Source organism: Streptomyces sp. NPDC107575 (genome assembly GCF_055657265.1).
In genome coordinates this window covers 893,588-918,522 of the sequence record NZ_JBVKBG010000001.1, presented here as the reverse complement: position 1 = coordinate 918,522, position 24,935 = coordinate 893,588, and the positions used below count along the sequence as shown (strand labels likewise).

Below are 24,935 nucleotides of genomic sequence, written 5' to 3'. Positions count from 1 at the left end.
TGCGGACACCTCAGGCGCAGGTCCGCAGCCGCACCGTCGTCCCCTTCGCGCCGGGGCGCACCTGCACCGTGTCGCACAGCATGCCCGCGCCCCACAGCCCGAAGCCGGCATCGGTGGCGGAGTCCGGCGGGTTCCAGCTGAGGTGGGCGTCGGGCCGCCAGTCGCCGGAATCGGTGATCTCGCAGATCAGGCCGTTGTCGGGCCAGGCGCGCAGGGTGACGGGGGCGTCGCCGTGCCGGATGGCGTTGGTCGCCACCTCGGTGACGGCCACCAGGAGCTGGTGCAGGGCGTCGCCCGTCACCCCGCAGTCGCGCGCCTGCTCGGCCACGAAGGCGCGCACCGCGTGCAGATCCGCGGGCAGGATCCGCATGGATGCGGTGGCGTGCGGCGAGGCGGGCAGCGGCCGGCGATCGAGGTCTGCGAGCAGAGCCGTCTGATCGCCGTACACGGGGCTGTCCCGCAGGGCCTCGCCCTCGAAGACCTCGGGGTGGGTGCGGCGCACATGGTCGACGACCTCGGGAGGCAGCACGCGTGTGTCGTAGCAACAACGGCTGTGGAAGGGCTGGTTGGGGAAGCTGATGTTGAGCAGCGCCTCGTAGCGGACCCATTCGATGGGGTCGGGGTAGCGCTCCCAGTCGTCGGTCGCCACGACCCACGCGGGGCGCGGGCCGAGCGTGCGGGCGACCGCCGAGATCGCGGCCATCGCCCGTACGGGGTTCGTGTAGACCTCCAGGGGATTGATGAACTGCACGGCGGGGGCGTCCGGGCCGAGCGCCTCGCGCAGGGCGTCGCCTTCTCGCACTGGGGCCACGGCGATCGTCGGCGCTCCCGCCTCGATGCCCTCGCGCAGGTGCGGCACGGTGCCCGCGAGGAACTCCGGTATGCCGTCGTACAGCACCGCCTGGTGCTGGTGGACCAGCGGCCCCTCGAAGCCGGGGGCGTCCGCCGGGCCGAGCCGTTCCAGCGCCTCGATGATCTCGTCGATGGTCATGCCGTCCCCTCCGCTCCCGGCACGAGGCCCGGCAGCCGGCCCCAGCCCACGATCGCGATGACGCCCGCCACTTCCGGTGCCACGTGGTCGAGGACGAGTCCCCGGCGCGGGCCGCGGCGGTGTCCGATGGCCGCGAGCAGGCGCAGCGCCCCGAGGTCGATGAAGGTCAACCCGCCGAGGTCGAGGTGGAGTTCGCCGTCCACCTCCGCGAGGTCCGCGAGTGCCTGCGCGAGGACATCGTGCCGGGTGGCGTCGAGTTCCCCTTCGAGGCCGAGCCCGGGCGGGTCGTCGGTGCGGGTGATCCGCAGGATGCGCTGCTCGCCGGGTGCCGTGGCGTCCATGAAGCCTGCCGAGTGGTGAGGTGGGTCCTTGTGCAAGGCGTCCCCGAAGGTAACGGGGTCCGGTAGAGCGGCGGTAGATCCGGTCGGTGCCGGCGGGCCGCCGTTCACAGTGGCGGCGGGGCCAGGGCGCCCGGGCCCATCCGCAGGCTCAGGCACGCGGGGAAGAACGCGCTCCAGGCGTGCCCGCGCCAGCGCACGTACGCGGTGAGGTCGCTGCCGAGGCTCGCGGCGCGTTCGAGGAGCTTGCCCGCCTCCGCGTTCCTGCCCTCGTACAGGAGGATGCGGCTGATCTCGTGCGTTGCGAAGCACTGCAGGCCGTCGTCGCCGTTCTCGGCCGCGATCCGTGCGCTCTCCTCGTAGGCCTCCAGCGCGTCGACGGTGCGGCCCAGTCCGCGCAGGGCGCGCCCGAGGTCGCCGAGGCCGACCACCAGGGCGGTGCGGTCGTCGGCCGCGCGGGCGAGGGCGAGATGCGACCGCTGCACGGTGAGGGACTCCTCGTACCGCTCCGTCTCCGTGAGCGCGTCCGCGAGGCAGTACAGGGTCCGCCGCTCACCCTTGGCGTCGCCGATCCCGCGCCAGATGGCGAGCGCCGCGTCCAGGCACTCGCGCATGTGGTCGAGCCTGCCGTGCAGCCAGTAGACGGCCGCCAGATTGTGCAGCCCCTGAGCCTCGCTCCTGCGGTCGCCGAGCCGGCGGGCCGTGCGGATGGCGAGTTCGCCGAGGCTGCGCAGCTCCCGTGCACGGGCGTACGGGTAGAGGTACCAGTGGAGGAGTCCGATGAGGCGGACGGCGTGGCGGGCCGCGTCGTCGGACGCGGTGGCGGCGTGCGTGATGGTGGCGATGAGGTTGGCGCGCTCGCTGTCGAGCCAGGCCTCTGCCTGCCCGAGGTCGTCGATGCGGACCGGTGTCGGGTCGTCGGCGCGGCGGGCGAGGCCGGGCGGCACCTCCAGGTGGGCCACGGCGCGGCCGGTGGTGGCGGCGTAGAACCGCAGGACGCGCTCCAGTGCCTCGGTGCGTTCGGCCTCGGGTTCCTCGGCGCACACCTCGCGGGCGAACAGGCGCAGCAGGTCGTGCATCTGGTAGCGGCCGGGGGCCGGGCTGTTCAACAGGTGGGCGTCGACGAGGCGTTCGAGGGCGTCCTCGGCGCGGGCGGCCGGGACGCCGAGCAGCGCGGCCGCGGCGGGCAGGCCTGTGCTCGATCCCGGTACGACGCCGAGGAGCCGGAAGGCGCGGGCGGCGGCCTGGTCGCTGGGGTGGGAGCCGTGGCACAGGGCCTGGTAGCCGGCGTGGAAGCTCGCGCGGACGGAGATGTCGCCGACGCTGATCTCGTCGAGGCGTCCCTGGGCGTCGCCGAGCCGTTCGACGAAGGCGCTCAGTGGCCAGCTGGGGCGAGCGGCGAGGCGGGCGCCGACGATCCGCAGGGCGAGCGGGAGCCCGCCGCACATCCGGATGATCGCGTCGGCCGCCTCGGTCTCGGCGCCCACCCGGTCCGCGCCGAGCAGCCGCTCCAGGAGCGCCGTCGCCTGGTCGTGGAAGAGCACGCCGAGGTGCAGATGGCCGGCGCCCTCCAGCGTGGTGAGCATCTCGCGGCTGGTGACGAGGACGGCGCAGCCGGGCCCCGCGGGCAGCAGCGGGCGCACCTGTTCCACGCTCGCCGCGTTGTCGAGGACGATCAGGACGCGCCGGTCCGCGACCAGGGAGCGGAACGCGGCGGCGGCTTCCTCCGTGTTCGTGGGGACGGCGACCCGCGGCACGCCCAACGTGCTGAGGAACCGGCCGAGAACCTCGCCCGGTTCGAGGGGCGTGAGGCCCACGGTGGCACCGTGCAGATCGACGTAGAACTGCCCGTCGGGGAAGCGGTCGGCGAGGCGGTGTGCCGTGTGGATGGCCAGGGCCGATTTGCCGACGCCGCCGGTCCCGTCGATCGCGGCGATGGCCGGGCGGCCGCGTCCGGTGCCGCCGAGGATCTCCTGGAGCACAGACTCCTCGCCCGAACGGCCGAGGAACTCGCCGGTGGTGGGCGGCAGTTCACGGGGGACACGGGCGGGCACCTCGGCCGGAGTGCGGTCGGCCTCGGCGGACTCGCTCTCGCGCGGTTCGGATTCCAGGAGGAGGGACGTGTCGCCGGTGAGGATGCGCTGGTGGAGGTCGCGCACCGGAGGCCCCGGCTCGATGCCCAGATCGTCGGCGAGGCGTCGGCGCAGGTCGCGGTAGGCGCTCAGGGCGTCGGCCTGACGGCCCGAGCGGTACAGGGCGAGCATCAGGCGGCCCCGCAGCGCCTCGCGCAGGGGGTGTTCGTCGGACAGTGCCTGGAGTTCGTCGAGGACCGCCTCGTGGTGGCCGAGCCTCAGGCGCGCCTCGATGAGGAGTTCACGGGCCTGGGTGTGCGCGGCGAGGAGGCGACTGGTCTCGGTCTCGACGGCGGGTGTCGGCGGAACATCCGCGAAGGGGGTGTCGTGCCACAGGTCGAGGGCCTCGGCGAGCCGATCGGCGGCCGCCTTCGGCGCGTTCCGCTCCAGATCGCGTCCGGCCGCCTTGACGAGGTCGGCGAACCGGTGGGCGTCCACGGCGCCGGGCTCGACGACGAGCCGGTACCCGTGGGCCCGGTAGCCGTGCACATGCGTGACCAGGACGTCGCCGGAGGCGTCGCCGAGCGCGCGGCGCACCCGCGAGACGTAGCCCTGGAGCAGTTTGTGGACGCTCTGCGGCGGGTGGTGGCCCCAGAGTTCCTCGACGAGCCGGTCGGTGGAGACGAGTTGATTGGCCTCGCACAGCAACACGGCGAGGAGCATGCGCCATTTCGCCGGCGCGAGCGGCACCTGAGCGCCGTCCCGCCACAGGCCGAGCGGCCCGAGCAACCGATACCTCATGACCTCGCGTCACGTTCCGTGTGCCGTCTCCCGCGCTCTGTCGGCCGGGCGGGGTGGTCCCCGATTGTGGTGCGAACCCACGTGCGGGGCAAGGAAGTTCACCGGGAGACGTGAGGGTCTCGGTCCAGTTCGCCCTTGAGCTCGCGGATGAGTTCCCGTGAGTCGTCCCGCGACAGGGCACGGGACCGGATCAGCTGGAAGGCGTGCCGGTGCTCCCCGATCCGCCCGGCGTCGTCCGTAATCTGCGCGCCGAGGGAGGACTCGCCGCACAGCACGTCGGCCCCCTCGCCGAAGCCCATGAGCCGGAAGGACGGCAGCGCCCCCGGGTGGTCCGGCGCGTCGAGGGGAAGCACCTGGAGGTGGATCCGGGGCAGCGCGCCACGGTCGACGAGATGCCCGAGCTGCCCGCTCATCACGTGCTTGCCGCCGACGCGGCGGCGCAGGACGCCCTCGTCGAGGAGCACCACGAGGCGGGGCGGCTCGCGCCGGTCCAGGATGCGGCGGCGCCGGGCGAGAGCGGCCAGGCGCCGTTCGGTGCGCAGCGGCGGGTCGAGCGGGTGGACCGTGGCGCACAGGGCGCGCGCGTAGTCGTCCGTGCGCAACAGCTCGGGGAGTGCGGTGGACGCGAACTCGTGGATGGCGGTGGCCCGTTGTTCCAGTTCGGCGACGTGCGGGGTACGGGCCGGGCGCGGCGCCGCCGCCCCGTGGGGCAGCCAGGCGACGGTGCCGTCGGGCCCCGGGGCGGCCCACGCGATCGGCGTGTGCGGGCCGGCCGCCGGGGCCTCCCCCGTCCCGGAGCGCACGCGGCTGAGCAGGCCCCATGCGTACGCGTCCGGGTCCATGGCGCCGGACAGGGCCGCCTCGACGCAGGCCCGTGCCCCGTCCTCGCTGACGCTGGTGCCGCAGGGTCCGTGCTGGTGGCGGCTGCCCGCGACGCGGTGGATGTCCCACCGGTAGACGCTCGGCCGCGGTGCGCTCATCGGTCCCGCCGGGCCGCGTCGCCGCCGTCCAGGGCGAGCGTGCACCAGGTGGTCTTGCCACGGCCCGGTTCCCTGCGCGAGCCCCAGGCCGTGGCGACGGCCTCCACGAGCTGCATCCCGCGCCCCTGTTCGTCCTCGGGGCCGGGCGCACGCAGTGCGGGGCGGACCGGCGAGGAGTCGGTGACCTCGATGAGCAGCCGGTTGCCGAGGTGCACCACGTTCACGGCGACCGTGGTGTCGGTGGTGTGCACGACGGCGTTGGTGACGAGTTCGCTGACGAGCAGCTCGCCGTCGTCGACGGCGCCAGGCGGACATCCCCAGGAGGTCAGCGCGGCGAGCACTGCCGCGCGTACTCGGACGACCTCCGCGGGGACCGCGCGGACGTGCCGGTGCAGTTGCCGGCCGACGCCGAGGTCGCAGTCGGCGCAGGGGTGCCGGGTGCGGGAGTACGCGTACGGGCCCGCCACCAGCAGGGGCGTGCGGGGTCGCGCGGACGTGCCTTTCGAGGAACCCATGGCCCTCCCCCTCGAGGTGCCGCCGCTGCGGGCGGTGTGGCTGCGGGCAGCGTGCACGGTGGGGGAAGAGCGGCGGTACAGCGCCGGTAGGCGGGGCGGGGATCCGGCCGCCCAAGGCCGGATCCCCGGGGGTGTCAACCCTTGTAGTCCGGCGCGATCCGCTCCACGAGACGCAGCAGCGCGCCCCACGCCAGGTCGTAGGCGATGTCGTCCTCGACGTCCGAGGAGGCCTCGCCCTCGCCCGTGAGCTGCTGGGCGGTGTACTCGCAGACCTGCTCGGAGGGGATGATCAGGGCGCCGCCGGCCTGGGCGGTGACCTGGATCTCGCAGGCCTTCTCCAGGTAGTACATGCGCAGGAACGCCTGCTTGGCGCTCTCGCCGACCGTCAGCAGGCCGTGGTTGCGCAGGATCAGTGCCGGGTGCGTGCCGAGGTCCTCGACGAGGCGCTTCTGCTCGTCGAAGTTGAGGGCGACGCCCTCGTAGTCGTGGTAGCCGACGCGGTTGTGGAACTCCATCGACATCTGGTTGACGGGGAGCAGCCCGCCCTGCTGCGCGGCGACGGCGCAGCCGGCCTTCGTGTGGGTGTGCAGCACGCAGTGGGCGTCGGGGCGGGCCTTGTGGATCGCGCTGTGGATCATGAAGCCGGCCGGGTTGACGGGGTGCGGGCTCGGCTCCACCGCGTTGCCGTCGAGGTCGATCTTGACCAGGTTCGAGGCGGTGATCTCCTCGAAGAGCAGGCCGTAGGGGTTGATCAGGAAGTGGTTGTCCGGGCCCGGGAGGCGCTGCGAGATGTGCGTGAAGATCAGGTCGGTCATGCGGAAGTGGGCGACCAGGCGGTAGACGGCGGCCAGTTCGCGGCGCAGGCGCAGCTCTTCCTGGGCGGCGTCCTCGGCCGTGACGGGGACGCTGAGGGTGTCGGTCACGCGAGGGCTCCTTGGGTGCGGGTCGTGGGGTCGACGACGGGGGTGTTCGGGCGCCCGGTGGACCACCAGGCGATGACGTTGCGCGCGGGTTCGGTGACGTACGCGCGCAGGGAGGCGTCGGAGAGGAAGGCGCTGTGCGGGGAGAGCAGCAGGCGGGGGTGGCTGCGCAGGCGGTCGTCCGGCGCAGGCGGTTCGACGGGGAAGACGTCGAGCGCGGCGCCCGCCAGTCGGCCGCTGTCGAGGGCGTCGAGCAGGGCGTCCGGGTTCACGAGGTCGCCGCGCGAGACGTTGACCAGGACGCTGCCGGGGCGCATCCGCGACAGCAGGCCGGCGTCGACCATGCCCTGGGTCTGCGGCGTGGACGGGACGTGCAGAGAGAGGACGTCGGCCTGCTCCACGAGCGTGTCCAGGTCCAGGCGTTCGACGCCCTCGGGCCAGTTCGTGGCGCGCGGGTCGTACGCGGCGATCCGGCCGAAGAGGGGCCCCGCGACGCGGGCGAGGGTGCGGGCGATGCGGCCCATGCCGACCAGGCCGAGCGTCAACTCGCTCGTGCGGCGCGGAACTTCGCGCAGATCGGTGCTCCAGCCGCCGGAGCGGACCACGGCGTCGGCCTGCGGGAGGCGGCGGGCCAGGGCGAGCGCCTGCGCGAGGGCGTGCACGGCGACGTCCTCGGTCGCGGCGCCCGGCAGGTTCGCCACCCACAGGCCGCGCCGCTCCGCCTCGGCGATGTCGATCATGTCGTAGCCGGCGGACATGGTGGCGAGCAGCCGCACCTGGGGCAGGCGGTCGAGCAGGTCCGCGTCCACGCGCGCGTACCCGACGATCAACGCGTCGGCGTCGTGCGCCGCGGCGGCGATCGCCTCCGGGTCCCGACTGCCGACGATCCGCACCTCCCAGCCGGCGTCGGCGAGGAGACGGACGCCCGGTGCGGGATCCAGCTCCTCGGTGTCGGTGATCACGACAACGGGTCGCGGCACACCATCCTCCAGGGCCATCAGAAATGATTCGATCGACTTACGGGAGTCGAACTTACGTTTCGACTGCCATGCTTGTCCAGACCGAACGAGACGGTCGCCCTCCCGGTGACCGACAATGAGCGGGCGCCCGGCCGGGCGCGCACCGGACCACCAAGGGGAACAGCACGTGGATCTCGACGAGACCGACCTGGGCATCGTGCGCGAGCTGCAGGGCGACGGCCGCCTCACGTACGAGACCCTCGCCCAGCGCGTGGGCCTGTCCCGGCCCGCCGCACGGATGCGCGTGCAGCGGCTCCAGGAGTCGGGCGCCGTACGGGTCGTGGCGATCGTCCACCCGGCCGTGCGCGACCTGTCGGCCTCCGCGCACCTGGCGATCGACACCGAAGGACCGGCGGGCCCGGTGGCGCGCGCGATCGCCGAGCTGCCCGAGGCCCCGTTCGTGACGCTGACCAGCGGGCGCCGCGCCATCATGACGGAGGTGCGCACCGCGGGCTTCGGCGCGCTCGACCGGACCATCGAGCAGATCCGGTCGCTGCCGGGCGTACGCGCGGTGGACGCGCTCGTCGCGACCCGCCACGTGAAGGACCCCTACCTCCTCACCCAGGAGCCGACCGTGAGCGCGCTCGACGCGACGGACGAGCGGATCCTCGCCGAGCTGGAGGACGACGGCCGCCTCGCCTTCGCGGAGCTCGCCGCGCGCGTCGGCCTGTCGGCGGGCGCCACCCGCGCGCGCACGCTGCGCCTGCTGGAGGGCGGGGTCGCCAAGGTGGTGGCACTGGTCCGCCCCGACGTGCTCGGCATGGGCTATCTGTGCGGGTTCAGCCTGCGGGTGGACGGCGCGGCGGCGGACGTCGCCGACCGGGTGGTGGCCGCCTTCGACCGCGTGACGTTCCTGTCGACGTGCCTGGGCCGGGCGGAGCTGGTCGGCACCATCACCGCCGAATCGTTCGCGGCGGTGCGCACCACGCTGGAGGACATGCGCGGGCTGCCCGCCGTACGCGAGGTGGAGAGCTGGCTGCACCTGGAACTCGTCAAGGAGCGGTACGACTTGGGGCCGCGCACGGACTGACCGCCCGCGCCGCACCGGGGTGCACAGTCGATACGGAACCAGACCGGCCATTCAACTTTACAAACATTCTTCGCCCAACCCTCTGGTCAACCAGTCGTTCGCTATCTATGGTTCAGCGAGCCGAATCGTCTGTCGGCGCACCCCCGTACGTTCCCGGTCGAAAGCAGGCCTGCCATGCCCCGCTCCCCCGAGCACACACTCCTCGTCACCGGCGCCGCCGTCGCGGCCGCCGGCACCACCGTCCGGGCCGAGGCCCTCGCCGTGCGCGGCGAGCGCATCGTGCACGTCGGCACCGTCGAGGAGGCCCGCGCCGCGCTCGGTGGCCGGGTCGACGAGGAGCTGAAGCTCGACGGCGGCCTCGTCCACCCCGGCTTCGTGGACGCCCACTGCCACCCGGTGATGTACGGGCAGGCGCTCGCCTGGGTCGACCTGCGGCCCGAGCGCGTGCCGGACATCGACACGATGGTGGAGGTGCTGCGCGAGGCCGCCCGCGACCTGCCGGGCGGCGTCCCGGTGCGCGGCTTCGGCTACGAGCACCGGCGGCTCGCCGAGGGCCGCCACCCCAGCTGCCACGACCTGGACCGCGTCGCCGACGACCGCGAGGTCTACGTGATGAACGCCTCCGGGCACGGCGGCGTCGTCAACTCCCACACCCTGCGCACCTGCGGCATCGACGCGTCCACCCCCTCGCCCGAGGGCGGCGCCATCGGCCACTTCGAGAACGGCGAGCCCGACGGGCAGCTGTGGGACGGCGCCTGCGACCTGCTGACCGGGCCGGCCGGCGTGAAGATCGGCAACCACGGGCCGAACTTCCACCTCTCCGAGCCCGACGAGATCATGGCCGACCATCTGCTGCGCGCCCAGGAGGTGTTCCTCGCCTCCGGTGTCACCACGATCGGCGACGCGCAGGTCTCGCGCCGCGAGATGGAGACGTACCTGCGGGCGCGGGCCGACGGTTCGCTGCGCATGCGCGTCTCCGCCTATCTGACCTCCGCGCTGCTCGACACCGCGCTCGAACTCGGCGCGGTGCGCGGCTTCGGCGACGACCTGTTCCGCATCCAGGGCGTGAAGTTCTACGCCGACGGCACGCTCGGCGGCTGGACCGCGTACTTCCCCGAGGGGTACGCCGCCGACTGCTGCCACCACGGGCAGCTGTACCACTCCGTCGAGGAGTACGCGGAGATCGTGCGCCGCGCCCACGACGCCGGTCTGCAGACCGCGACGCACGCCCAGTCCCCGTACGCCATCGGCATGGTGCTCGACGCCGTCGAGAAGGCGCAGGCCGACCGGGAGCGGCCCGACATGCGGCACCGCATCGAGCACTCGGGGCTTCCGACGGACGAGCAGATCGAGCGGATGGGCGCGCTCGGCGTCGTCCCCGTCATGCAGCCGCAGCACCATCTGCGCACCGGTGACGGCACGTTGACCGCGATCGGTGACATGGGCCACCGGTACAACCCGGCGGGGCGCTGCCCCGGGGCCGGGGTGCCGGTCGTGTTCTCCTCCGACGCGCCGGTGGCTCCGCCCGCGCCACTGGAGGCGGTGTCGGCGGCGGCGACGCGGCGGACGGTGCTCGGCACGGTTCTGGGTGACGAGTCGTTGCGGCTGCCGGTCGAGGCGGGGTTGCATGCGCATACCGCTGCCGCGGCGAGCGCGCTGCACCGTGAGGGTGCCGTCGGCGTGCTCGCGCCCGGCATGCTCGCCGACTTCTGTGTCCTCGATGCCGATCCGTTGACCGTGCCCGCCGAGGAGTTGGCCGGGATTCGCGTCCAGGAGACGTGGATCGGCGGCAGTCGGGCGTGGGCGCGCAGCGCGTAGTCGTTTTGGCCGAGTCGTGGTGTGGCCGTGCCGGATGGTGCGCCACGCCGTGGCTGGGCTTGCGCAGTTCCCCGCGCCCCTGAATGCCGCATCGTCGCCGCGCCCGTCCGCAGGACGCGCCCACCCGTGGTTGCGGTTGCGCAGTTTCCCGCGCCCCTGAAAGCCCCCTGCCCCCCCCACTCCCCGTCCCCGACCGCACTCATCCCGCCGGAGGTCCCCTTGTCGGACCGCACCACGTCAGTCCGTTCGCCGCAGAGCCCGTTCAGGACGGCGTTCGCCGCTCTGTCCGGAACTTCCATCGAGTGGTACGACTTCTACGCCTTCGCCACCGCCGCGGCGATCGTGTTCAACGACGTCTTCTTCCCCGCCGACATGCCGACGGCCCTCAAGACGATCTCGTCCTTCGCGACCTTCGCCGTCGGCTTCCTGCTGCGCCCGCTCGGCGGCATCGTCTTCGGGCACATCGGCGACCGCGTCGGCCGAAAGAAGACGCTCGTCATCACGCTCCTGATGATGGGCATCGCCTCGTTCGCGATCGGCCTGCTGCCGACGTACGACCAGGTCGGTGTCCTGTCCCCGATCCTGCTGATCACGCTGCGCCTCATCCAGGGCATCGCGATCGGCGGCGAATGGGGCGGCGCCGTGCTCATCGCCGTCGAGAACGCGCCCAAGGGCAAGGCCACCTTCTTCGGCTCGTTCGCCCAACTCGGCTCGTCCGTGGGCGCGTTGCTGTCGACCGGCATGTTCAGCCTCATGAACCTGTTCGGCGAGTCCGCGTTCAACAGCTGGGGCTGGCGCGTGCCGTTCCTCGCCTCCGCGGTCCTCGTCGTGATCGGCCTGGTGGTGCGCACCAAGCTGGAGGACTCGCCGGTGATGGAGGACATCCACGCCGCCGAGGCCGAGAAGGAGGAGCCGAGCCGGCTGCCCGTGGCCGAGGTGCTGCACAAGGACTGGAAGACGGTCCTGACCGGCGTCTTCGCGCTGGCCACCGCGACCGGCGGCTACTACGTGGTGACCAGTTATCTGCTCTCGTACGGCACCGAGTCGCTGCACCTGTCGGAGTCGATGCTGCTCAACGGCCTCTCGCTGGCCGCGTTCCTCGAGCTGGTGGTCACCCCGCTGCTCGCGCTGCTCGGCGACAAGGTGGGCGCGCACAAGGTCGTCGTCGCGGGCCTCGCCGGTGTCGTGCTGCTGTCGATCCCGCAGTTCATGGTGCTCGGCGGCGGCAGCGTCGTGCTGATCTATCTGATGATGCTGGCGATGCGCCTGGTGATGTCGGCGCTGTACGGGCCGATGGCCGCGATCCTCGCCGACGGTTTCGCCCCGCACGTCCGCTACACCGGCATCTCGCTCTCCTACCAGGTCTGCAACATGATCTTCGCGGGCTTCGCGCCGGTCACCGCGGTCTGGCTGTCGTCCCTGGCCGGCGGCGCGTACTGGCCCCCGGCCGCCGCGCTGATGGTGATCTCGGCGATCGGCATCTGGTGCACGCTGCGGCTGCGGGTCCACTTCGAGCGCCGTGTCGCGGCCGAGTCCACGGCCGCGACACGGGAGACCGTGGCCGCCTAGTAGCGCTGGGCCTTGGCCACACTGGCCTTGAGATGAGGCTCGGGGGGCTTGGTGCTGATCGCCAGCGGTTGCGCCCGGTCCCCCGCCTTCAGGTCCTCGGCTCCGACGATTTTGGTCTCCACGACCTTGCCGTCGGGGTCGCTGAAGTCCACCTGCACCGCGTACGAGGCGGTCTTGTCGGTGGTGTTGGTGATGTGGACGACGACGGCGCGCACGCCCTTCGTGTCCGCGAGGCGCTTGCCGGTCAGTTCGACGTCGCGCACCGCGTTGCCCTGGCCGTCGGCCTTGTCGAGCTGCTTGGTGAACTCCTGGCGCTTGCGCTCCAGGTTCGCCGAGACGGACGCCTCGAACTTGTCGGCCCGCTCCGACGCCGACTTGGCGGCCTCGGACGCGGAAGCCTTGATCGACTCCTTCTTCGACGCCAGCGCCGAGGGCGGCGTACCGGAGAACCTCGACGCGTCAGGCGAGCTGGCCGAAGCGCTTGCGCTCGCACCCGTGTCCTTCTCGCTGCCGGAGCTGCATGCCGCGAGCGCCAGCACGCCCGCAAGGGCGCAGGCGAGCGGCGCGGCCGTCCTTCGCGCGCGCATCAGAACCTCAGCACCGCGGCGACGCGCCCGGCGTCCGCGAGGGTGTCGTCGGGGACGAACACCACCTCGGCTCCGGTCTCCAGGGCGGACTCGACGACCTCGTCGACGATGTCGTGGACGGCGTCGAGATCGTCGTCGGCGGCCGGTTCCAGGTGGCCGTCGCCGGCCCGCACGGTGATCCGGTAGTTCTCCTCGACGACGAGCCTGCGGATCCGCCCGTCCTGGGCCTCCTGCCACACCTCGTCCACGCCGGCCGCGTACTTCTTCTCGCCGCGCGCCTGCTCCAACTGGTCAAGGGCTTCGGCGACGGCGAGCCGCGCCGCCTCGTCCCGCGCCGGGGCCACCGCCTGGGCCACCTCGTCGGGTGTGCCCTGCGCGAGGCCGCCGACCGGGACCTCGATCGCGCCCTGAGCGGCGCTGCCGACCTCCGTCAGGAGTGTCAGCGCGGCGGGCTCCCCGGTGACGTAGAGGGGCCTGGGTTCCTCGCCGAGCACATCGCTCAGCTCGGTGTCCGCGTCCCGGAAGAACTGGCGGGCCTGTTCGTCGCGGAAGGTGCTCGGCACGTCGCCGATGCGCTCCTTGCGCTCGGCGTCCGGGTCCTCGAGGCTGCGGGTCAGCGGGAAGCCGTGCTCCGTGTTCTCGGTGACGCGCTCGCCCCGGCCGTCCCACAGCGTGATCCGGTCGGCGGCGAGGGCCAGCACCCAGTAGGGGCGCCGCGCGGCGTCGGCGGCGACCAGGTTCCGGGTCAGGAAGGTGTCGGCGACCACGACCCGCTCGGGGACGCCGCGGTCGACGACCCAAGCCTGGTGCTCGCCCGGCGCGGCGAAGACGACGAGGCCGTCGCGCGCATGGGCGAGATCGATCTCCTGGACCGCCTCCCGCAGCTGCGCGACGACGTCCGCCTGCCGCTCCTTCGTCACCGCGGGGTCGGCCGCCAACTGGCGTTCCGCCTCACTGATGAGGTTGCCGAGCCGGACCGGGTCCTGGCTGTTCTCCGGTCGTCGCCGATGGGTGGGCATCGCCAGGGACACGGCGGGGTAGCTGCGCGGCTCCCGCAGCTCGCGAAGGATCACCGGGGTCAATGAGGATTGCATGGCTGCTTGTCCTTCTTCTGAGACGGCTCGCACCATGCTGCCCACAAGTCGCACAAACGGCCATTTGGAATGGGCGGCCCATTCAGCCCATTGCGCCTTGAGGCGCCGAAAAGGTGCAGCCATCAACGTATGCGTAGAAAACTGTTCTCCGAGCGCCCCAGCTCCCCCGCACCACAACCGAAGGGGACGTGATGGAGCAGCAAGGCTCTTCGGAGTCCCAGACCTCCCCACCGCCCGCCAAACTGGCCCTGTTCACCCTCACCACCATGGTCATCGGCTCCATGGTCGGCGCCGGAGTGTTCTCGCTCCCGGCGCGCTTCGCCGAGCAGACCGGGGTGGCCGGAGCACTCATCTCCTGGGCGATCGCCGGTACGGGCATGCTCATGCTCGCCTTCGTCTTCCAGTCCCTCGCCGTGCGCAGACCCGACCTGGACGCGGGCGTCTACGCCTACGCCAAAGCGGGCTTCGGCGAGTACGTGGGATTCTTCTCCGCCTTCGGCTACTGGGCCAGCTCCTGCGTCGGCAACGTGACGTACTGGGTACTGATCATGTCGACGGTCGGCACCATCTGGTCGAGCCTCGGCGAGGGCGACACCGCGCTCGCCATCGTCCTGTCCTCGGTCGGCCTGTGGGCGTTCTTCCTGATGATCCGTCGCGGCGTGAAGGAGGCCGCGGCCATCAACAAGATCGTCACGATCGCCAAGGTCGTGCCGATCGTCATCTTCGTGATCCTGGCGCTCGTCTTCTTCGACCCGAGCGTGTTCGCCGAGAACTGGGGCGGCGCCGACTACGCGGGCTCCCTGTTCAGCCAGGTCAAGGGCACGATGCTGGCCACCGTCTTCGTCTTCCTCGGCGTCGAGGGCGCCAGCGTCTACTCGCGGCACGCCAAGCGCCGTGAGGACGTCGGCAAGGCCACGGTCCTCGGCTTCCTCAGCGTCTTCGCCATCTTCGCCTCGGTCGTGATCGTCTCCTACGGGATCATGCCGATGAGCGAGATCGCCGAACTGCGCCAGCCGTCCATGGCCGGGGTCCTGGAGGACGCGGTCGGCACCTGGGGCAAGGTCTTCATCAGCGTCGGCCTGATCGTGTCGGTGCTCGGCGCCTATCTGGCGTGGACGCTGATGGCCGCGGAGGTGCTGTTCGTCGCCGCGAAGGACGACGACATGCCGCGCTTCCTGCGCCGCGCCAACCCCGCGGACGTGCCGGTGCCCGCCCTGCTCATGACCACGATCCTGACCCAGGTCGTGCTCGTGATCACCGCCTTCTCCGACGACGCCTTCAACTTCGCGCTGGATCTGACCAGCGCGTTGTCCCTGATCCCGTATCTGCTGGCGGCCGGGTTCGCCGCGAAGATCGGCATGCGCCCCGATCCGCTCACCACCGGCGGCCGCGCCTCGAACCGTGAACTGACCATCGCCTGGGTGGCCGTGATCTACACGGCGTTCCTGCTGTACGCGGCGGGGCTGAAGTTCGTCCTCGTCTCGCTGATCTTCTACGCCCCGGCCACCGTCCTGTTCGTGATGGCCCGCCGCGAGCAGGGCCGCCGCCTGTTCTCGCCGCGCGAGTTCGTCATCCTCGCCGTCTCCGTCATCGGCGCGGTGCTCGGCATCGTCGCCCTGGCCGCCGGCTGGATCAGCCTGTGACCGCCCGTCCCACCCCCGCACCCCCGCCCCGGGAGGCACCCCGTGACCGACCCCGACAGCTCCGCTCCCGTCCCCTACGGCGTCCACTCCGAGGTGGGCCGGCTGCGCAAGGTACTCGTCTGCGCGCCGGGGCTCGCGCACCGCAGGCTGACCCCGACCAACGCGGACGACCTGCTGTTCGACGACGTGATGTGGGTGGAGAACGCCCAGCGCGACCACGCCGACTTCGTCAACAAGCTGCGCGGCCGGGGCGTCGAGGTCGTCGAGCTGCACGAGCTGCTCGCGGAGACGATGGCGGTCCCCGGGGCCAGGTCCTGGCTCCTTGACCGGAAGATCGTCGCAAACCAGGTGGGGCTCGGCCTGATCGACGACACCCGCGCGTTCCTGGAGGGCCTCGACCACCGCCAGCTCGCCGAGTACCTCATCGGCGGTCTCGCCACCACGGACCTGCCCGACGACTACCGCTCCCCGTACGTCTCCCTGGCCCGGGAGACCGCGGGCGTGCGCGAGTACCTGATGCCGCCGCTGCCCAACACCCTCTATACGCGCGACACCACGTGCTGGCTGTACGGCGGCCTCACCCTCAATCCGCTGTACTGGCCCGCGCGGCACGACGAGACGCTGCTGATGAAGGCGGTCTACGAGTTCCACCCCGACTTCGCGGGCTCGACCGTGTGGTGGGGCGATCCCGAACAGGACTGGGGGCAGGCGAGCTTCGAGGGCGGCGACATCATGCCCGTCGGCAAGGGCGTCGTCCTGATGGGCATGAGCGAGCGCACCTCACGGCAGGCCATCACGCAGGTCGCGGCCTCCCTGTTCGAGAACGGCGCCGCCGAGCGCGTCATCGTCGCCGGGATGCCGAAGCTGCGCTCCGCGATGCACCTGGACACCGTCTTCACCTTCGCCGACCGCGACATCGTGACGCTCTACCCGAAGATCATGGACGCGGTGCACACGTTCTCGCTGCGCCCGAGCGACAAGGCGCCCGGCCTTGAGATCACCGACGAGGGCTCGGCCGCGTTCACCGACGTCGTCGCGAAGGCCCTCGGCATCGGCGACCTCCAGGTCATCGAGACGGGCGGCGACGTGTACGCCTCCGAGCGCCAGCAGTGGGACAGCGGGAACAACGCGGTCGCCCTGGAGCCCGGCGTGGTCTTCACGTACGACCGCAACACCCAGACGAACACGCTGCTGCGCAAGGCGGGCGTCGAGGTCATCACGATCGTCGGCGCCGAACTCGGCCGGGGGCGCGGCGGCGGCCACTGCATGACCTGCCCCATCAGCAGGGACCCGCTCGACTATTGAGGCGGCCCCGGGACCGGTACCGTCAAGGCATGGAGAAGGTCGCGCTCCATCCGCTGCTCCGCGCGGTGGCCCTCGTCGTGGCCGCGCTCGCCACGCTGACCGTGTGCGTCACGGCCACCGTCCGCGGCACGCTGCTCGACCCCGGCTTCCACGCCGCCGTCCTCGACGAGCAGCACGCCTACGACCGGCTCTACAACGAGGTCCTGGTCGACCCGAAGGCCTCCCCGGTCACCCGCGACCTCCTGGCGGGCCTCGCGGTGCCGGAGGCCCAGATCACCTCCAACCTCAAGCTGGTCCTGCCGCCGGACACGCTGCGGGACCTGACGCGGCAGCAGATCGACGCGGTGGTCGGCTATCTCAACGGCGACCGTGACGACCTGCGCCTCGTCGTCGATCTGCGCCCGGTCATCGCGGGCCTCGGCGACCTCGCGCACACCTACTTCGGCGATCTCGTCGCGGGCGTCCAGAACCGCTCCGAGCCCGACTTCGACCGGTTCCGGGAGACGCTCGCCGACGAGGCCCGCGAACTCGCCGCCGGGCGCGCGCCCGAGAACCTGCCGCAGCTGCCGCTGACACCGGACCAGGCGGACCGCGTCGCCGACGCGCTGCTCGCCCTCGTACCGGCGAAGGAGCGCGCGGAGCTGCGCCCGGAGATCGAGACGGCGCTCGCGGACGGCGACGTCGGCACCGCGCTCGCGGCCGTCGCCCCGGCCACCGTCACGGACCGCGTGCAGGGCGCGGCGACGCAGCTCCGGGCGCTGGTCGACGGCGGCACCTGGGACCTGACCGACACCCTCAAGGCGTCCGGCAACGATCTGTCGGGGCTGCACGAGGCGCGTCCGTACACGGCGGTGGGCCTCGGGGTGCTCGAAGTCGTCGCGGCGGTACTGCTGTTGCTGTCCCTGGCCGCGCTGTGGCTGCTCGGTCCTGCGCAGCCGGGGCGGCGGCTGATCCTGCTCGGGATTCCGCTCGCGGCAGGCGGCGCGCTCACCGCGCTGGCCGCCTGGGTGACGCGGCTGGTCACCGACGGGCGGCTCGTGGCGCCTCCCGACTCGTGGCCGCCGAGCCTCGCTCGCCTCGTCGACGACGTGCAGCGCGCCGCCGTGGGCCACCTCACCGGCACCGCGCTGTGGGCCGCACTGGTCCCCGTGCTCGCGGGGGCGCTGCTCGCCGGTGTCGGCCTGCTCATGCGGACCGGGCTCGCGGGACGGGCCCCGCGGATGGCGCGGGAGCGACTCGGGTCGCCGCGGCGGGCGGTCGGCCTGGGGTTCGGCTCCGCGTGCGTGGCGGTCGCGGGGATGGTCCTGATGCCGCTGGCCGCCTCCCCGGCCGCGGCCCGCGAGTGCCAGGGCAGCACCGAGCTGTGCGACCGCCGCTACGACGAGGTCGCGTATCTGACCATGCACAACGCGATGTCGACGACCGCCGACCACTTCATCGGGCCGCTCCAGGACCCGCACATCAGCACGCAGCTGGACCACGGGGCGCGCGCCCTGCAGCTGGACACCTACCGCTGGGAGACGCCCGAGGAGATCACCGAGCGTCTGGACGGCTCCGAGTTCACCGCCGAGCAGCAGGCGCTGGTGCGGTCCGCGGTCAACCGGGTCAACCCGCCGCGCAAGGGGCTGTGGCTGTGCCATTCCGTGTGCAGGGCGGGGGCGATCCCGCTGGTGCCGACGCTGCGCGAGCTCGGCGACTGGATGAAGGACCACCCCAACGAAGTGATCACGCTGATCGTGCAGGACGCGATCTCCGCCGAGGACACCCAAAAGGCCTTCCGGCAGGCCGGGTTGGACAAGCTGGTGCACCGGCCGGCCGCCGACCCGGCGAAGCCGTGGCCGACGCTCGGCGAGATGATCGACAGCGGCCGGCGCCTGGTGGTCTTCGCCGAGCAGGCGGACGACGCGGGCTCCTGGTACCGCAACTTCTACCGGTACGGCATGGAGACGCCGTTCGCCTTCCGCTCCCCCGACCAGATGAGCTGCGTCCCGCACCGCGGCGGCGACGGCAAACGGCTGTTCCTGCTCAACCACTTCATCACCAACAACGGCGGCAGCCGCATCGACGCGGGCGAGGTCAACGCCCGCCGCTACGTCCTGGACCGCGCGCACCGCTGCGAACGCGAGCGCGGCAGACCGGTCAACTTCATCGCGGTCGACTACGCGACGATCGGGGACGCGCAGGGGGCGGTGGACGCGCTCAACGAGCGTCGCTGACCCGCTCCGACACCGACCCGGGCACCGGCTCCCGCCCCGGCTCCTCGACGAGCGACGTCTTCGAGGTCTCCGGCATCAGCGCGTACGTGATCAGCGAGATCAGGGCGCAGCCGGAGACGTAGAGGAAGAACCAGTTCTCGTGGCCGCCGTCGGCGAAGGCCAGGGCGACGTAGGAGGCGGTGCCGCCGAAGAGGGCCTGGGCGAGGTTGTAGGGGACGGCGACGCCCACGGTGCGTACCTCGGTGGTGAACAGTTCCGCCTTCACCACCGCGTTGACCGACGAGTAGCCGGCGACGATCGTCAGCGCCAGGATCGACAGCGCGAGGGCGGCGCCCCAGGTCGGCCACGCCTTCATGCCGCTGAGGATCGGATAGGTGCCGAGCGTCGTGCCGATGCCGAAGAAGATCAGCACGGGGCGGCGGCCGACCCGGTCGGAGATGTATCCGCCCAGCGGCAGCAGCACCAGGAAGACGCAGAGCGCCGCGAAACTCACCCACGACGCCTGCTCCTTGGGCAGGCCGACGCTGTTGACCAGATAGCTGTTGAGGTAGGTGGTGTACGTGTAGTAGGCGACGGAGCCGCCGAGCGTGAGGGCGAACACCAGGACGGCCGCGCGGCGTTGGCGCCACACCTCGCGCAGGGTTCCGCGCCGCTCCTGTATGTCGGAGGCCTCGGCCTTCACGTACGCCTCGGTCTCGTGCATGCCGCGGCGCAGATAGAAGACGGCGACGGCCCCGAGCGCGCCGATCACGAAGGGGATCCGCCAGCCCCACTGGGTCAGTTGGTCCTCGCTGAGCAGGGTCTGAAGGACGATGAGGATCACCAGTCCCGCCAGCTGGCCCAGTGTCACGGACACGTACTGGAAGCTGCCGCCGAGGCCGCGCCGGTGTCCGGCCGAGACCTCGGTCAGGTAGGAGGCGCTGGCCGCGTACTCGCCGCCGACGCTGAGTCCTTGCAGCAGGCGGGCCACGACGAGGACGACGGCACCGGTGTAGCCGGCGGTCGCGTGGTCGGGGGCGAGCGCGATCATCAGGGCGCTCGCCGACATCAGGCCGACGGTGACGGTGAGGCCGGTCTTGCGGCCCTTGCGGTCCGCGAGCCTGCCCAGCAGCCAGCCGCCGACCGGCCGGGCTAGGAAGCCGACGGCGAAGACCGCCGCGGAGTTCAGCAGGGAGGCGGTGGGGTCGTCCGCCGGGAAGAACTGTCCGGAGAAGTAGACGGCGAAGGTGGCGTAGACGAACCAGTCGAACCACTCGATCATGTTGCCGATCGAGCCGACCAGGATGTTCCGGACGTAGGTGCGCTTCTGCGCGGCCGTGCTGGATACCGCTCTTGGGTTGACCGGACGACTCATCGTCGAGCCTCTCTGGGGAAGTGGGGAGCGGGGACGGGGGAGGTCAGCGCGGCATGGGGGCGGTGAGGACGTCCCAGAGGCCGGACTCGCCCACCGCGACGGCGAGGCGGCCGAGCGCGGCGGCCTCGGTGTGCTGCGGGGTGGGGGTGTCGCGCCAGGCCCACAGGCGGCGCGTGTACCGGTGCAGGGGGTACTCGGCGGTGATGCCGAGCGCGCCGTGCAACTGGTGGGCGGTGCGGGCCACTTCGGTGGCGGTGGTCGCGGCGGTGATCCGTACGGTGGCGGCCGCCGCGGTCAGCCGGGCGGCGTCCTCGTCGACGCTCCCGGTCGCGCGGTACGTGTCGCGTGCGTGGTGCAGGGCGGCCTCGGCCTGGAGGAGGTGCACGCGCATGGTCGCGAGGTGCGCGGCGACGGCCGGGATCTTCAGGAGCGGCGCGCCGAACTGCTCGCGCTCGGTCACGTGCGCTGCGGTCAGTTCGTAGGCACCCTCGGCCGCGCCGAGCAGGGCCGCCGAGCGGAGCAGGGCGAGGCGGGCTCGGAGGTGTGCGGAGGACGGCGCGCCGGGCGGCAGCGCGGTGACCGGTACGGAGTCGAGGCCGACGGCCGCGTACGGGGTGGTGCACAGGGCGGGCCATGAGGGGTGGCAGGTGACGCCCGGGCCCGCGAGGTCGACGGTCCACGGGCCCGCCTCCGCCCCGTCCGCGGGGACCAGGAGCAGCGTGTGCGCCCCGGACGCCCAAGGAACCGCCGCCAGTTGGGTCGTGAGCGTGCCGTCCGCGTCCGGCCCCGTGACGCCTTCGGGGAGGAGGGCGAGGGTGGCCGTCCCGGTGGGGAGGGTGGCGCCGGAGGCCAGGCACCAGTCGGCGGTGGCGGACTCGGCGACCGGGGTGGTGACGGCGTGCCGGGCGAGTGCGTGGGCCAGGGCGAGCAGATCGTCGAAGGAGCCGCCCGAGCCGCCCGCCGATTCGGGGACGTCCAGGCGCGTCATGCCGAGGTCGGCGAGGCGCTCCCACAGTGCGGGGCCGTCCGCCTCGCCGCCGTCGGCCTCCGCGTCCGCCGCGAGTCCCCGCACGACCTCGCGGAGTTCGTCGGCGTACTCGCTGGTGAGGGTGGGCTCGCGGCGTCGGGGTTTGGTGGGCGTGGTCATGCGCGGGTCTCCTCGCGGGCGATCAGGGACAGCAGGACGTCGGAGGCGCCGCCGCGCAGGCCGAACGCCGGGGCCGCGAGCAGCGCCTGGCCGAAGTCGCTGTCGGCGGTGGGCGGCAGGCCTCCGGAGGCCTCGCGGAACGCCTCGACGACGTCGTTCTCGAAGGCGTTGCCCAAGTACTTCAGGGCGGCGGCCGCGCGGACCGTGCTCTCCCCGCGGTCCATGGCGGAGGCGACGTCCCAGCACAGGCGGCGCAGGACGGTGAGCCGCGCGGTGAGGGAGCCGATGGACGCGACGAGGGTGTCCGGGGTGCCGTGTCCGGTCCGGGCGGCCTCGGCGAGCAGGGCGACGAGGACGGGGTAGCTGGACAGGACGCGTTCGGCGCCGCCGCGTTCGAAGGAGAGCTGGCCGACGACCTGGCGCCAGCCCTCCCCCTCGATGCCGATGAGGCGGCCTTCGGGGACGAACACGTCCTCGAACCGGACCTCGTTGAAGTGGTGTTCGCCCGCCAGGTCGGGGATGGCGCCCGTGCTGACCCCGTCGGCGTCCATGTCGACGACGAACTCGCTCAGCCCCTGGTGCTTGCGCTCGACGTCCTCGCGCGGGGTGGTGCGGGCCAGTACGTAGGCGTGGGTGGCGTGGTGGGCGTGGCTGGTCCAGATCTTGTGACCGCTGAGCCGCCAGCCGCCCGCGACACGGCGCGCGGAGGTGCGGACGGAGGCCAGGTCGGAGCCGGCCTCGGGCTCGCTCATGCCGAGGCAGAAGACGGCGTCGGTGGCGGCGATCCGCGGCAGGATCTCCTCCTTGAGCGCGGGGCTGCCGTGCCGCAGGATCGCGGGCCCGATCTGCCGGTCCCCGATCCAGTGCGCGGCGACGGGGGCGCCCGCCCGCAGCAGTTCCTCGGTGACCGCGAGCCGGTCGACGTTGTGCAGGGCGTGGCCGCCGTACTCGACGGGCCAGGTCATGGCGGTCATGCCGCGGGCGGCCAGTTCGCGGCTGAAGTCGCGGTCGAAGGAGCGCAGCCAGGCGTCGCTGCGAGGGGTGTAGCGGGCGGCCGTCCGCCACTCGGCGGCCAGGGAGCGGGCGGCGGACCGGGGGTCGGTGCGTGTGTCGGTCGGGGACATGCGGTGGTGTCTCCTGAAGTCGAGGGGGCGGCGCGGTCACCCGGCGATCGGTCTCGGGGCTCCGCCCCGGACCCCGGGCCTCGATCGCCGGCGGGGCTTGAACGGTCAGGAACCCGTGTACGTGCCGTCGCGCTTCTCGCGGAACGCGTCGTAGGCCTCACGGGAGTCGTCCATCGACGTCACCACGGCCATGTGGGAGGAGATCAGGTCGAGCGCGGTGCGCAGGTCGTGGTTGGCGCCCTGCCGGACGGCGCGCTTGATCATCGCGAGCGCGGCGGGCGGCCTGGCGACGAGGCGGGCGGCGAAGGCGTACACCTCGTCGAGAAGGTCCGCGTCGTCGAAGACGTCTTCTACGATGCCGAGCCGCTCGGCCTCGGCGGCGTCCACGAAGTCGCCGGTCCACAGCAGGCGCAGCGCGGCCGCCTGGCCGACGACGCGGGGCAGCAGCCAGCAGCCGCCGTCGCCGGGGACCAGGCCGACCTTGATGTAGCCCTCGCAGAAGCGGGCGGAGCGGCCCGCGAAGCGCAGGTCGCACAGCAGGGCCATGTCCATGCCCGCGCCGACGGCGGGCCCGGCGACGGCGGCGATGACCGGCTTGTCGAGGTCCTCGAGGGCCCGGGCGACCTGGTGCACCCGCTCGGTGAGCAGCCGCTTCTCCTGGATCGGGGTGCGCTGTTCGCCCTTGAAGTCGGCGAGGTCGACGCCGGAGCAGAAGGCGTCGCCCGCGCCGGTGACGACGATGACGCGGACGTCCGGGTCGGCGTCGGCGCGGCGCAGGGCCTCGGCCCAGGCGTCGGCCATGGGGAGGGTGAAGGCGTTCTTCCGGTGCGGGCGGTTGAGGGTGATGGTGGCGATGTGGTCGCGGGTGGAGTAGAGGAGGTCTTCGGCCGCGGACATGGTGGTTCCTTCCGTTCCGTCGGTGTGCTGTGTGCTCAGGCGGCGGTCGCGGGGCTCGGCTCGCGCGCCACGCCGGTGTCGAAGAGGGCGGTGGCATCCGCGCCCGGCAGGCCCAGTTCGGCCAGGACCTCGCGGGTGTGTTCGCCGAGATGCGGGGCGGGGCGCAGCGGGCCCTCGTCCTCGCGCGGGGCAGCGCCCGTGTCGGGGTCGGTCATCTTCACCGGGGGCCGGCCGAGCAACAGGGGTCCCTCGGTGGGGTGTTCGGTGCGCTCGAAGAATCCGGTGGCGCTCAGGTGCGGGTCGGTGAAGAGGTCGTCGAGGGTGTTCACGCGGGTCGCGGGGATGTCGCGGGCGTCGAACTCGGCCTGCCACTCGGCCGTGGTGCGCAGCAGCAGTTCGGCGTTGACCATCGAGTAGAGGGTGTCGATGTGCTCGGTGCGCTCGGTGATGGTGCGAAAGCGCGGGTCGTCGGCGAGCGCGGGGCGGCCGATCGCGGCGAAGAAGGCGCGCCACTGGGCGTCGGTGTAGATCATGACGGCGAGGTGGCCGTCCTTGGTGCGGCACGGGCGGCGGTGCGGGGAGCTGGTGCGGGCGTAGCCGGTCGGGCCCGTGGGCGGGTCGAAGACGCGGCCGCCCTGCTGTTCGAGCAGGGTGAACGAGGCCATCGTCTCCAGCATCGGCACCTCGACGGCGCGGCCCCGCCCGGTGGCCTGGCGGCCGTGCAGCGCGGCGAGGACCGCCGCGGCCCCGTAGATGCCGACGGTCTTGTCGGCCGCCGCCTGCCGTACGTACTCGGCGCCGCCGTCGCCGCCCTGGAGTGCGGCGACTCCCCCGGCGGCCTGGATGACGTCGTCGTAGGCGGGCCGGTCGGAGTCGGGGCCGCCGGCGGCGAACCCGCGGAACGCGCAGTGCACGAGGCGCGGGTTGCGCTCCAGGGCGGTCTCGGCCGTGAGCCCGAGCCGGCGGGCCGCGGCGGGGCGCAGGTTGTGCACGAGGACGTCGGCCGAGTCGACCAGGGCGGCGAGGACGGGCGCCGCGCCGGGGGCCTTGAGGTCGAGGGCGACGCTGCGCTTACCGCGATTGGTGTTGAGGAAGGCGGGGCCCATGCCGTTGCCCCGGGTGTCGCCGATGTAGCGGACGACGTCGCCCGCGGGCGGCTCGATCTTGACGACGTCCGCGCCCCACTGGGCGAGCAGCAGGGTGCAGTACGGACCCATCAGGGTCGAGGTGATGTCGACGACGCGGACGCCGTCGAGCGGCCGGTCCGCGGGAAGCCCCTCGGGCTTCGGATTGTCTACCGATTCTGCCGGTGCCTTCGGCGTCATCGCCGAATCCTCCTCCGAAATCGGCCGCTGATGGCACCCATTGGAGCCATCAGCGGGTTTCATTTCGGGTGTTCCCGGCTAACCGGACTTCCACCCGAGCAAGATTGGATGCAATCTGACGCACGGCCCGGCATGATGTCAATGCCCCTGCGCTGTCAGGGGAGTTAGAGTCGACAACCCTCGACGGGAA

The 24,935-nt window shown here is 72.4% G+C and carries 20 protein-coding genes; 6 read left to right on the top strand and 14 right to left on the bottom strand.

Annotation, left to right across the window (positions count from 1 at the left end; translation table 11 throughout):
• Positions 1 to 10: 10 nt before the first annotated feature.
• From ACZ7L4_RS04290 to ACZ7L4_RS04260, 7 genes are all read right to left on the bottom strand, one after another.
• Positions 11 to 991, bottom strand: a complete 981-nt coding sequence (locus ACZ7L4_RS04290; RefSeq protein WP_472099545.1) for an anti-sigma factor RsbA family regulatory protein — start codon at positions 989 to 991, stop codon at positions 11 to 13.
• On the bottom strand, positions 988 to 1,332 hold the full coding sequence (locus ACZ7L4_RS04285; RefSeq protein WP_472099543.1) for an STAS domain-containing protein: 345 nt from the start codon (positions 1,330 to 1,332) through the stop codon (positions 988 to 990). Before ACZ7L4_RS04285 ends, ACZ7L4_RS04290 begins: the two co-directional genes overlap by 4 nt.
• 104 nt (positions 1,333 to 1,436) lie before the next feature.
• Positions 1,437 to 4,202, bottom strand: a complete 2,766-nt coding sequence (locus tag ACZ7L4_RS04280) for an AfsR/SARP family transcriptional regulator (RefSeq protein WP_472099542.1) — start codon at positions 4,200 to 4,202, stop codon at positions 1,437 to 1,439.
• Positions 4,203 to 4,300: 98 nt separating this feature from the next.
• A complete protein-coding gene (locus ACZ7L4_RS04275) occupies positions 4,301 to 5,182 on the bottom strand; it encodes a DUF5753 domain-containing protein (RefSeq protein ID WP_472099541.1) in 882 nt (293 codons plus the stop codon).
• Positions 5,179 to 5,697 carry an ATP-binding protein gene (locus tag ACZ7L4_RS04270; protein WP_472099540.1) on the bottom strand — a complete coding sequence of 173 codons (519 nt, stop codon included), beginning with the start codon at positions 5,695 to 5,697 and terminating at the stop codon, positions 5,179 to 5,181. Before ACZ7L4_RS04270 ends, ACZ7L4_RS04275 begins: the two co-directional genes overlap by 4 nt.
• A gap of 134 nt (positions 5,698 to 5,831) precedes the next feature.
• Positions 5,832 to 6,620, bottom strand: coding sequence for a class II aldolase/adducin family protein (locus tag ACZ7L4_RS04265; RefSeq protein ID WP_472099538.1), 789 nt, complete (start codon positions 6,618 to 6,620; stop codon positions 5,832 to 5,834).
• Positions 6,617 to 7,597 (bottom strand): C-terminal binding protein, encoded by a 981-nt coding sequence (locus ACZ7L4_RS04260; protein ID WP_472099536.1) that lies wholly within the window; start codon positions 7,595 to 7,597, stop codon positions 6,617 to 6,619. Before ACZ7L4_RS04260 ends, ACZ7L4_RS04265 begins: the two co-directional genes overlap by 4 nt.
• Positions 7,598 to 7,763: 166 nt before the next feature.
• Here ACZ7L4_RS04260 and ACZ7L4_RS04255 point away from each other — a divergent pair, with 166 nt between their 5' ends.
• The 3 genes from ACZ7L4_RS04255 to ACZ7L4_RS04245 all read left to right on the top strand — a co-directional run bounded on the left by ACZ7L4_RS04255 (position 7,764) and on the right by ACZ7L4_RS04245 (position 12,053).
• Positions 7,764 to 8,666 (top strand): Lrp/AsnC family transcriptional regulator, encoded by a 903-nt coding sequence (locus ACZ7L4_RS04255; protein WP_472099534.1) that lies wholly within the window; start codon positions 7,764 to 7,766, stop codon positions 8,664 to 8,666.
• A 174-nt stretch (positions 8,667 to 8,840) separates the two neighbouring features.
• Positions 8,841 to 10,484: an amidohydrolase gene (locus ACZ7L4_RS04250; protein WP_472099533.1), complete on the top strand. Its 1,644-nt coding sequence runs from the start codon at positions 8,841 to 8,843 to the stop codon at positions 10,482 to 10,484.
• Positions 10,485 to 10,703: 219 nt separating this feature from the next.
• The gene (locus ACZ7L4_RS04245; protein ID WP_472099532.1) at positions 10,704 to 12,053 is read left to right on the top strand and encodes an MFS transporter; all 1,350 of its coding nucleotides are present in this window, start codon (positions 10,704 to 10,706) and stop codon (positions 12,051 to 12,053) included.
• Here ACZ7L4_RS04245 and ACZ7L4_RS04240 read toward each other — a convergent pair.
• A complete protein-coding gene (locus ACZ7L4_RS04240) occupies positions 12,050 to 12,640 on the bottom strand; it encodes a hypothetical protein (protein WP_472099531.1) in 591 nt (196 codons plus the stop codon). The two genes, ACZ7L4_RS04245 and ACZ7L4_RS04240, sit on opposite strands and share 4 nt — an antisense overlap.
• Positions 12,640 to 13,734 (bottom strand): baeRF3 domain-containing protein, encoded by a 1,095-nt coding sequence (locus ACZ7L4_RS04235; RefSeq protein ID WP_472099529.1) that lies wholly within the window; start codon positions 13,732 to 13,734, stop codon positions 12,640 to 12,642. The genes ACZ7L4_RS04240 and ACZ7L4_RS04235 overlap by 1 nt, the downstream gene beginning before the upstream one ends.
• 191 nt (positions 13,735 to 13,925) lie before the next feature.
• On the opposite strand from ACZ7L4_RS04235, the gene ACZ7L4_RS04230 reads away from it, so the two are divergent.
• From ACZ7L4_RS04230 to ACZ7L4_RS04220, 3 genes are read left to right on the top strand one after another with little or no spacing between them, the layout of a single operon-like run.
• Entirely contained in the window at positions 13,926 to 15,377 is a 1,452-nt protein-coding gene (locus tag ACZ7L4_RS04230) for a basic amino acid/polyamine antiporter (RefSeq protein ID WP_472099528.1), read from the top strand.
• 42 nt (positions 15,378 to 15,419) lie between these two features.
• Positions 15,420 to 16,682: an arginine deiminase gene (locus ACZ7L4_RS04225; RefSeq protein WP_472099527.1), complete on the top strand. Its 1,263-nt coding sequence runs from the start codon at positions 15,420 to 15,422 to the stop codon at positions 16,680 to 16,682.
• Between the two features lie 29 nt (positions 16,683 to 16,711).
• Complete coding sequence (locus ACZ7L4_RS04220) at positions 16,712 to 18,898, top strand: PI-PLC domain-containing protein (protein WP_472099525.1); 2,187 nt, start codon at positions 16,712 to 16,714, stop codon at positions 18,896 to 18,898.
• Here ACZ7L4_RS04220 and ACZ7L4_RS04215 read toward each other — a convergent pair.
• The 5 genes from ACZ7L4_RS04215 to ACZ7L4_RS04195 form a co-directional block, all read right to left on the bottom strand.
• Positions 18,882 to 20,252: an MFS transporter gene (locus ACZ7L4_RS04215; RefSeq protein ID WP_472099523.1), complete on the bottom strand. Its 1,371-nt coding sequence runs from the start codon at positions 20,250 to 20,252 to the stop codon at positions 18,882 to 18,884. The genes ACZ7L4_RS04220 and ACZ7L4_RS04215 overlap by 17 nt on opposite strands.
• A gap of 43 nt (positions 20,253 to 20,295) precedes the next feature.
• Positions 20,296 to 21,399, bottom strand: a complete 1,104-nt coding sequence (locus tag ACZ7L4_RS04210) for an acyl-CoA dehydrogenase family protein (RefSeq protein WP_472099521.1) — start codon at positions 21,397 to 21,399, stop codon at positions 20,296 to 20,298.
• Complete coding sequence (locus ACZ7L4_RS04205) at positions 21,396 to 22,523, bottom strand: acyl-CoA dehydrogenase family protein (protein ID WP_472099519.1); 1,128 nt, start codon at positions 22,521 to 22,523, stop codon at positions 21,396 to 21,398. Before ACZ7L4_RS04205 ends, ACZ7L4_RS04210 begins: the two co-directional genes overlap by 4 nt.
• A gap of 105 nt (positions 22,524 to 22,628) precedes the next feature.
• Entirely contained in the window at positions 22,629 to 23,420 is a 792-nt protein-coding gene (locus ACZ7L4_RS04200; RefSeq protein WP_472099518.1) for an enoyl-CoA hydratase/isomerase family protein, read from the bottom strand.
• Between the two features lie 35 nt (positions 23,421 to 23,455).
• A complete protein-coding gene (locus ACZ7L4_RS04195; protein ID WP_472099516.1) occupies positions 23,456 to 24,745 on the bottom strand; it encodes a CaiB/BaiF CoA transferase family protein in 1,290 nt (429 codons plus the stop codon).
• Positions 24,746 to 24,935: the final 190 nt, after the last annotated feature.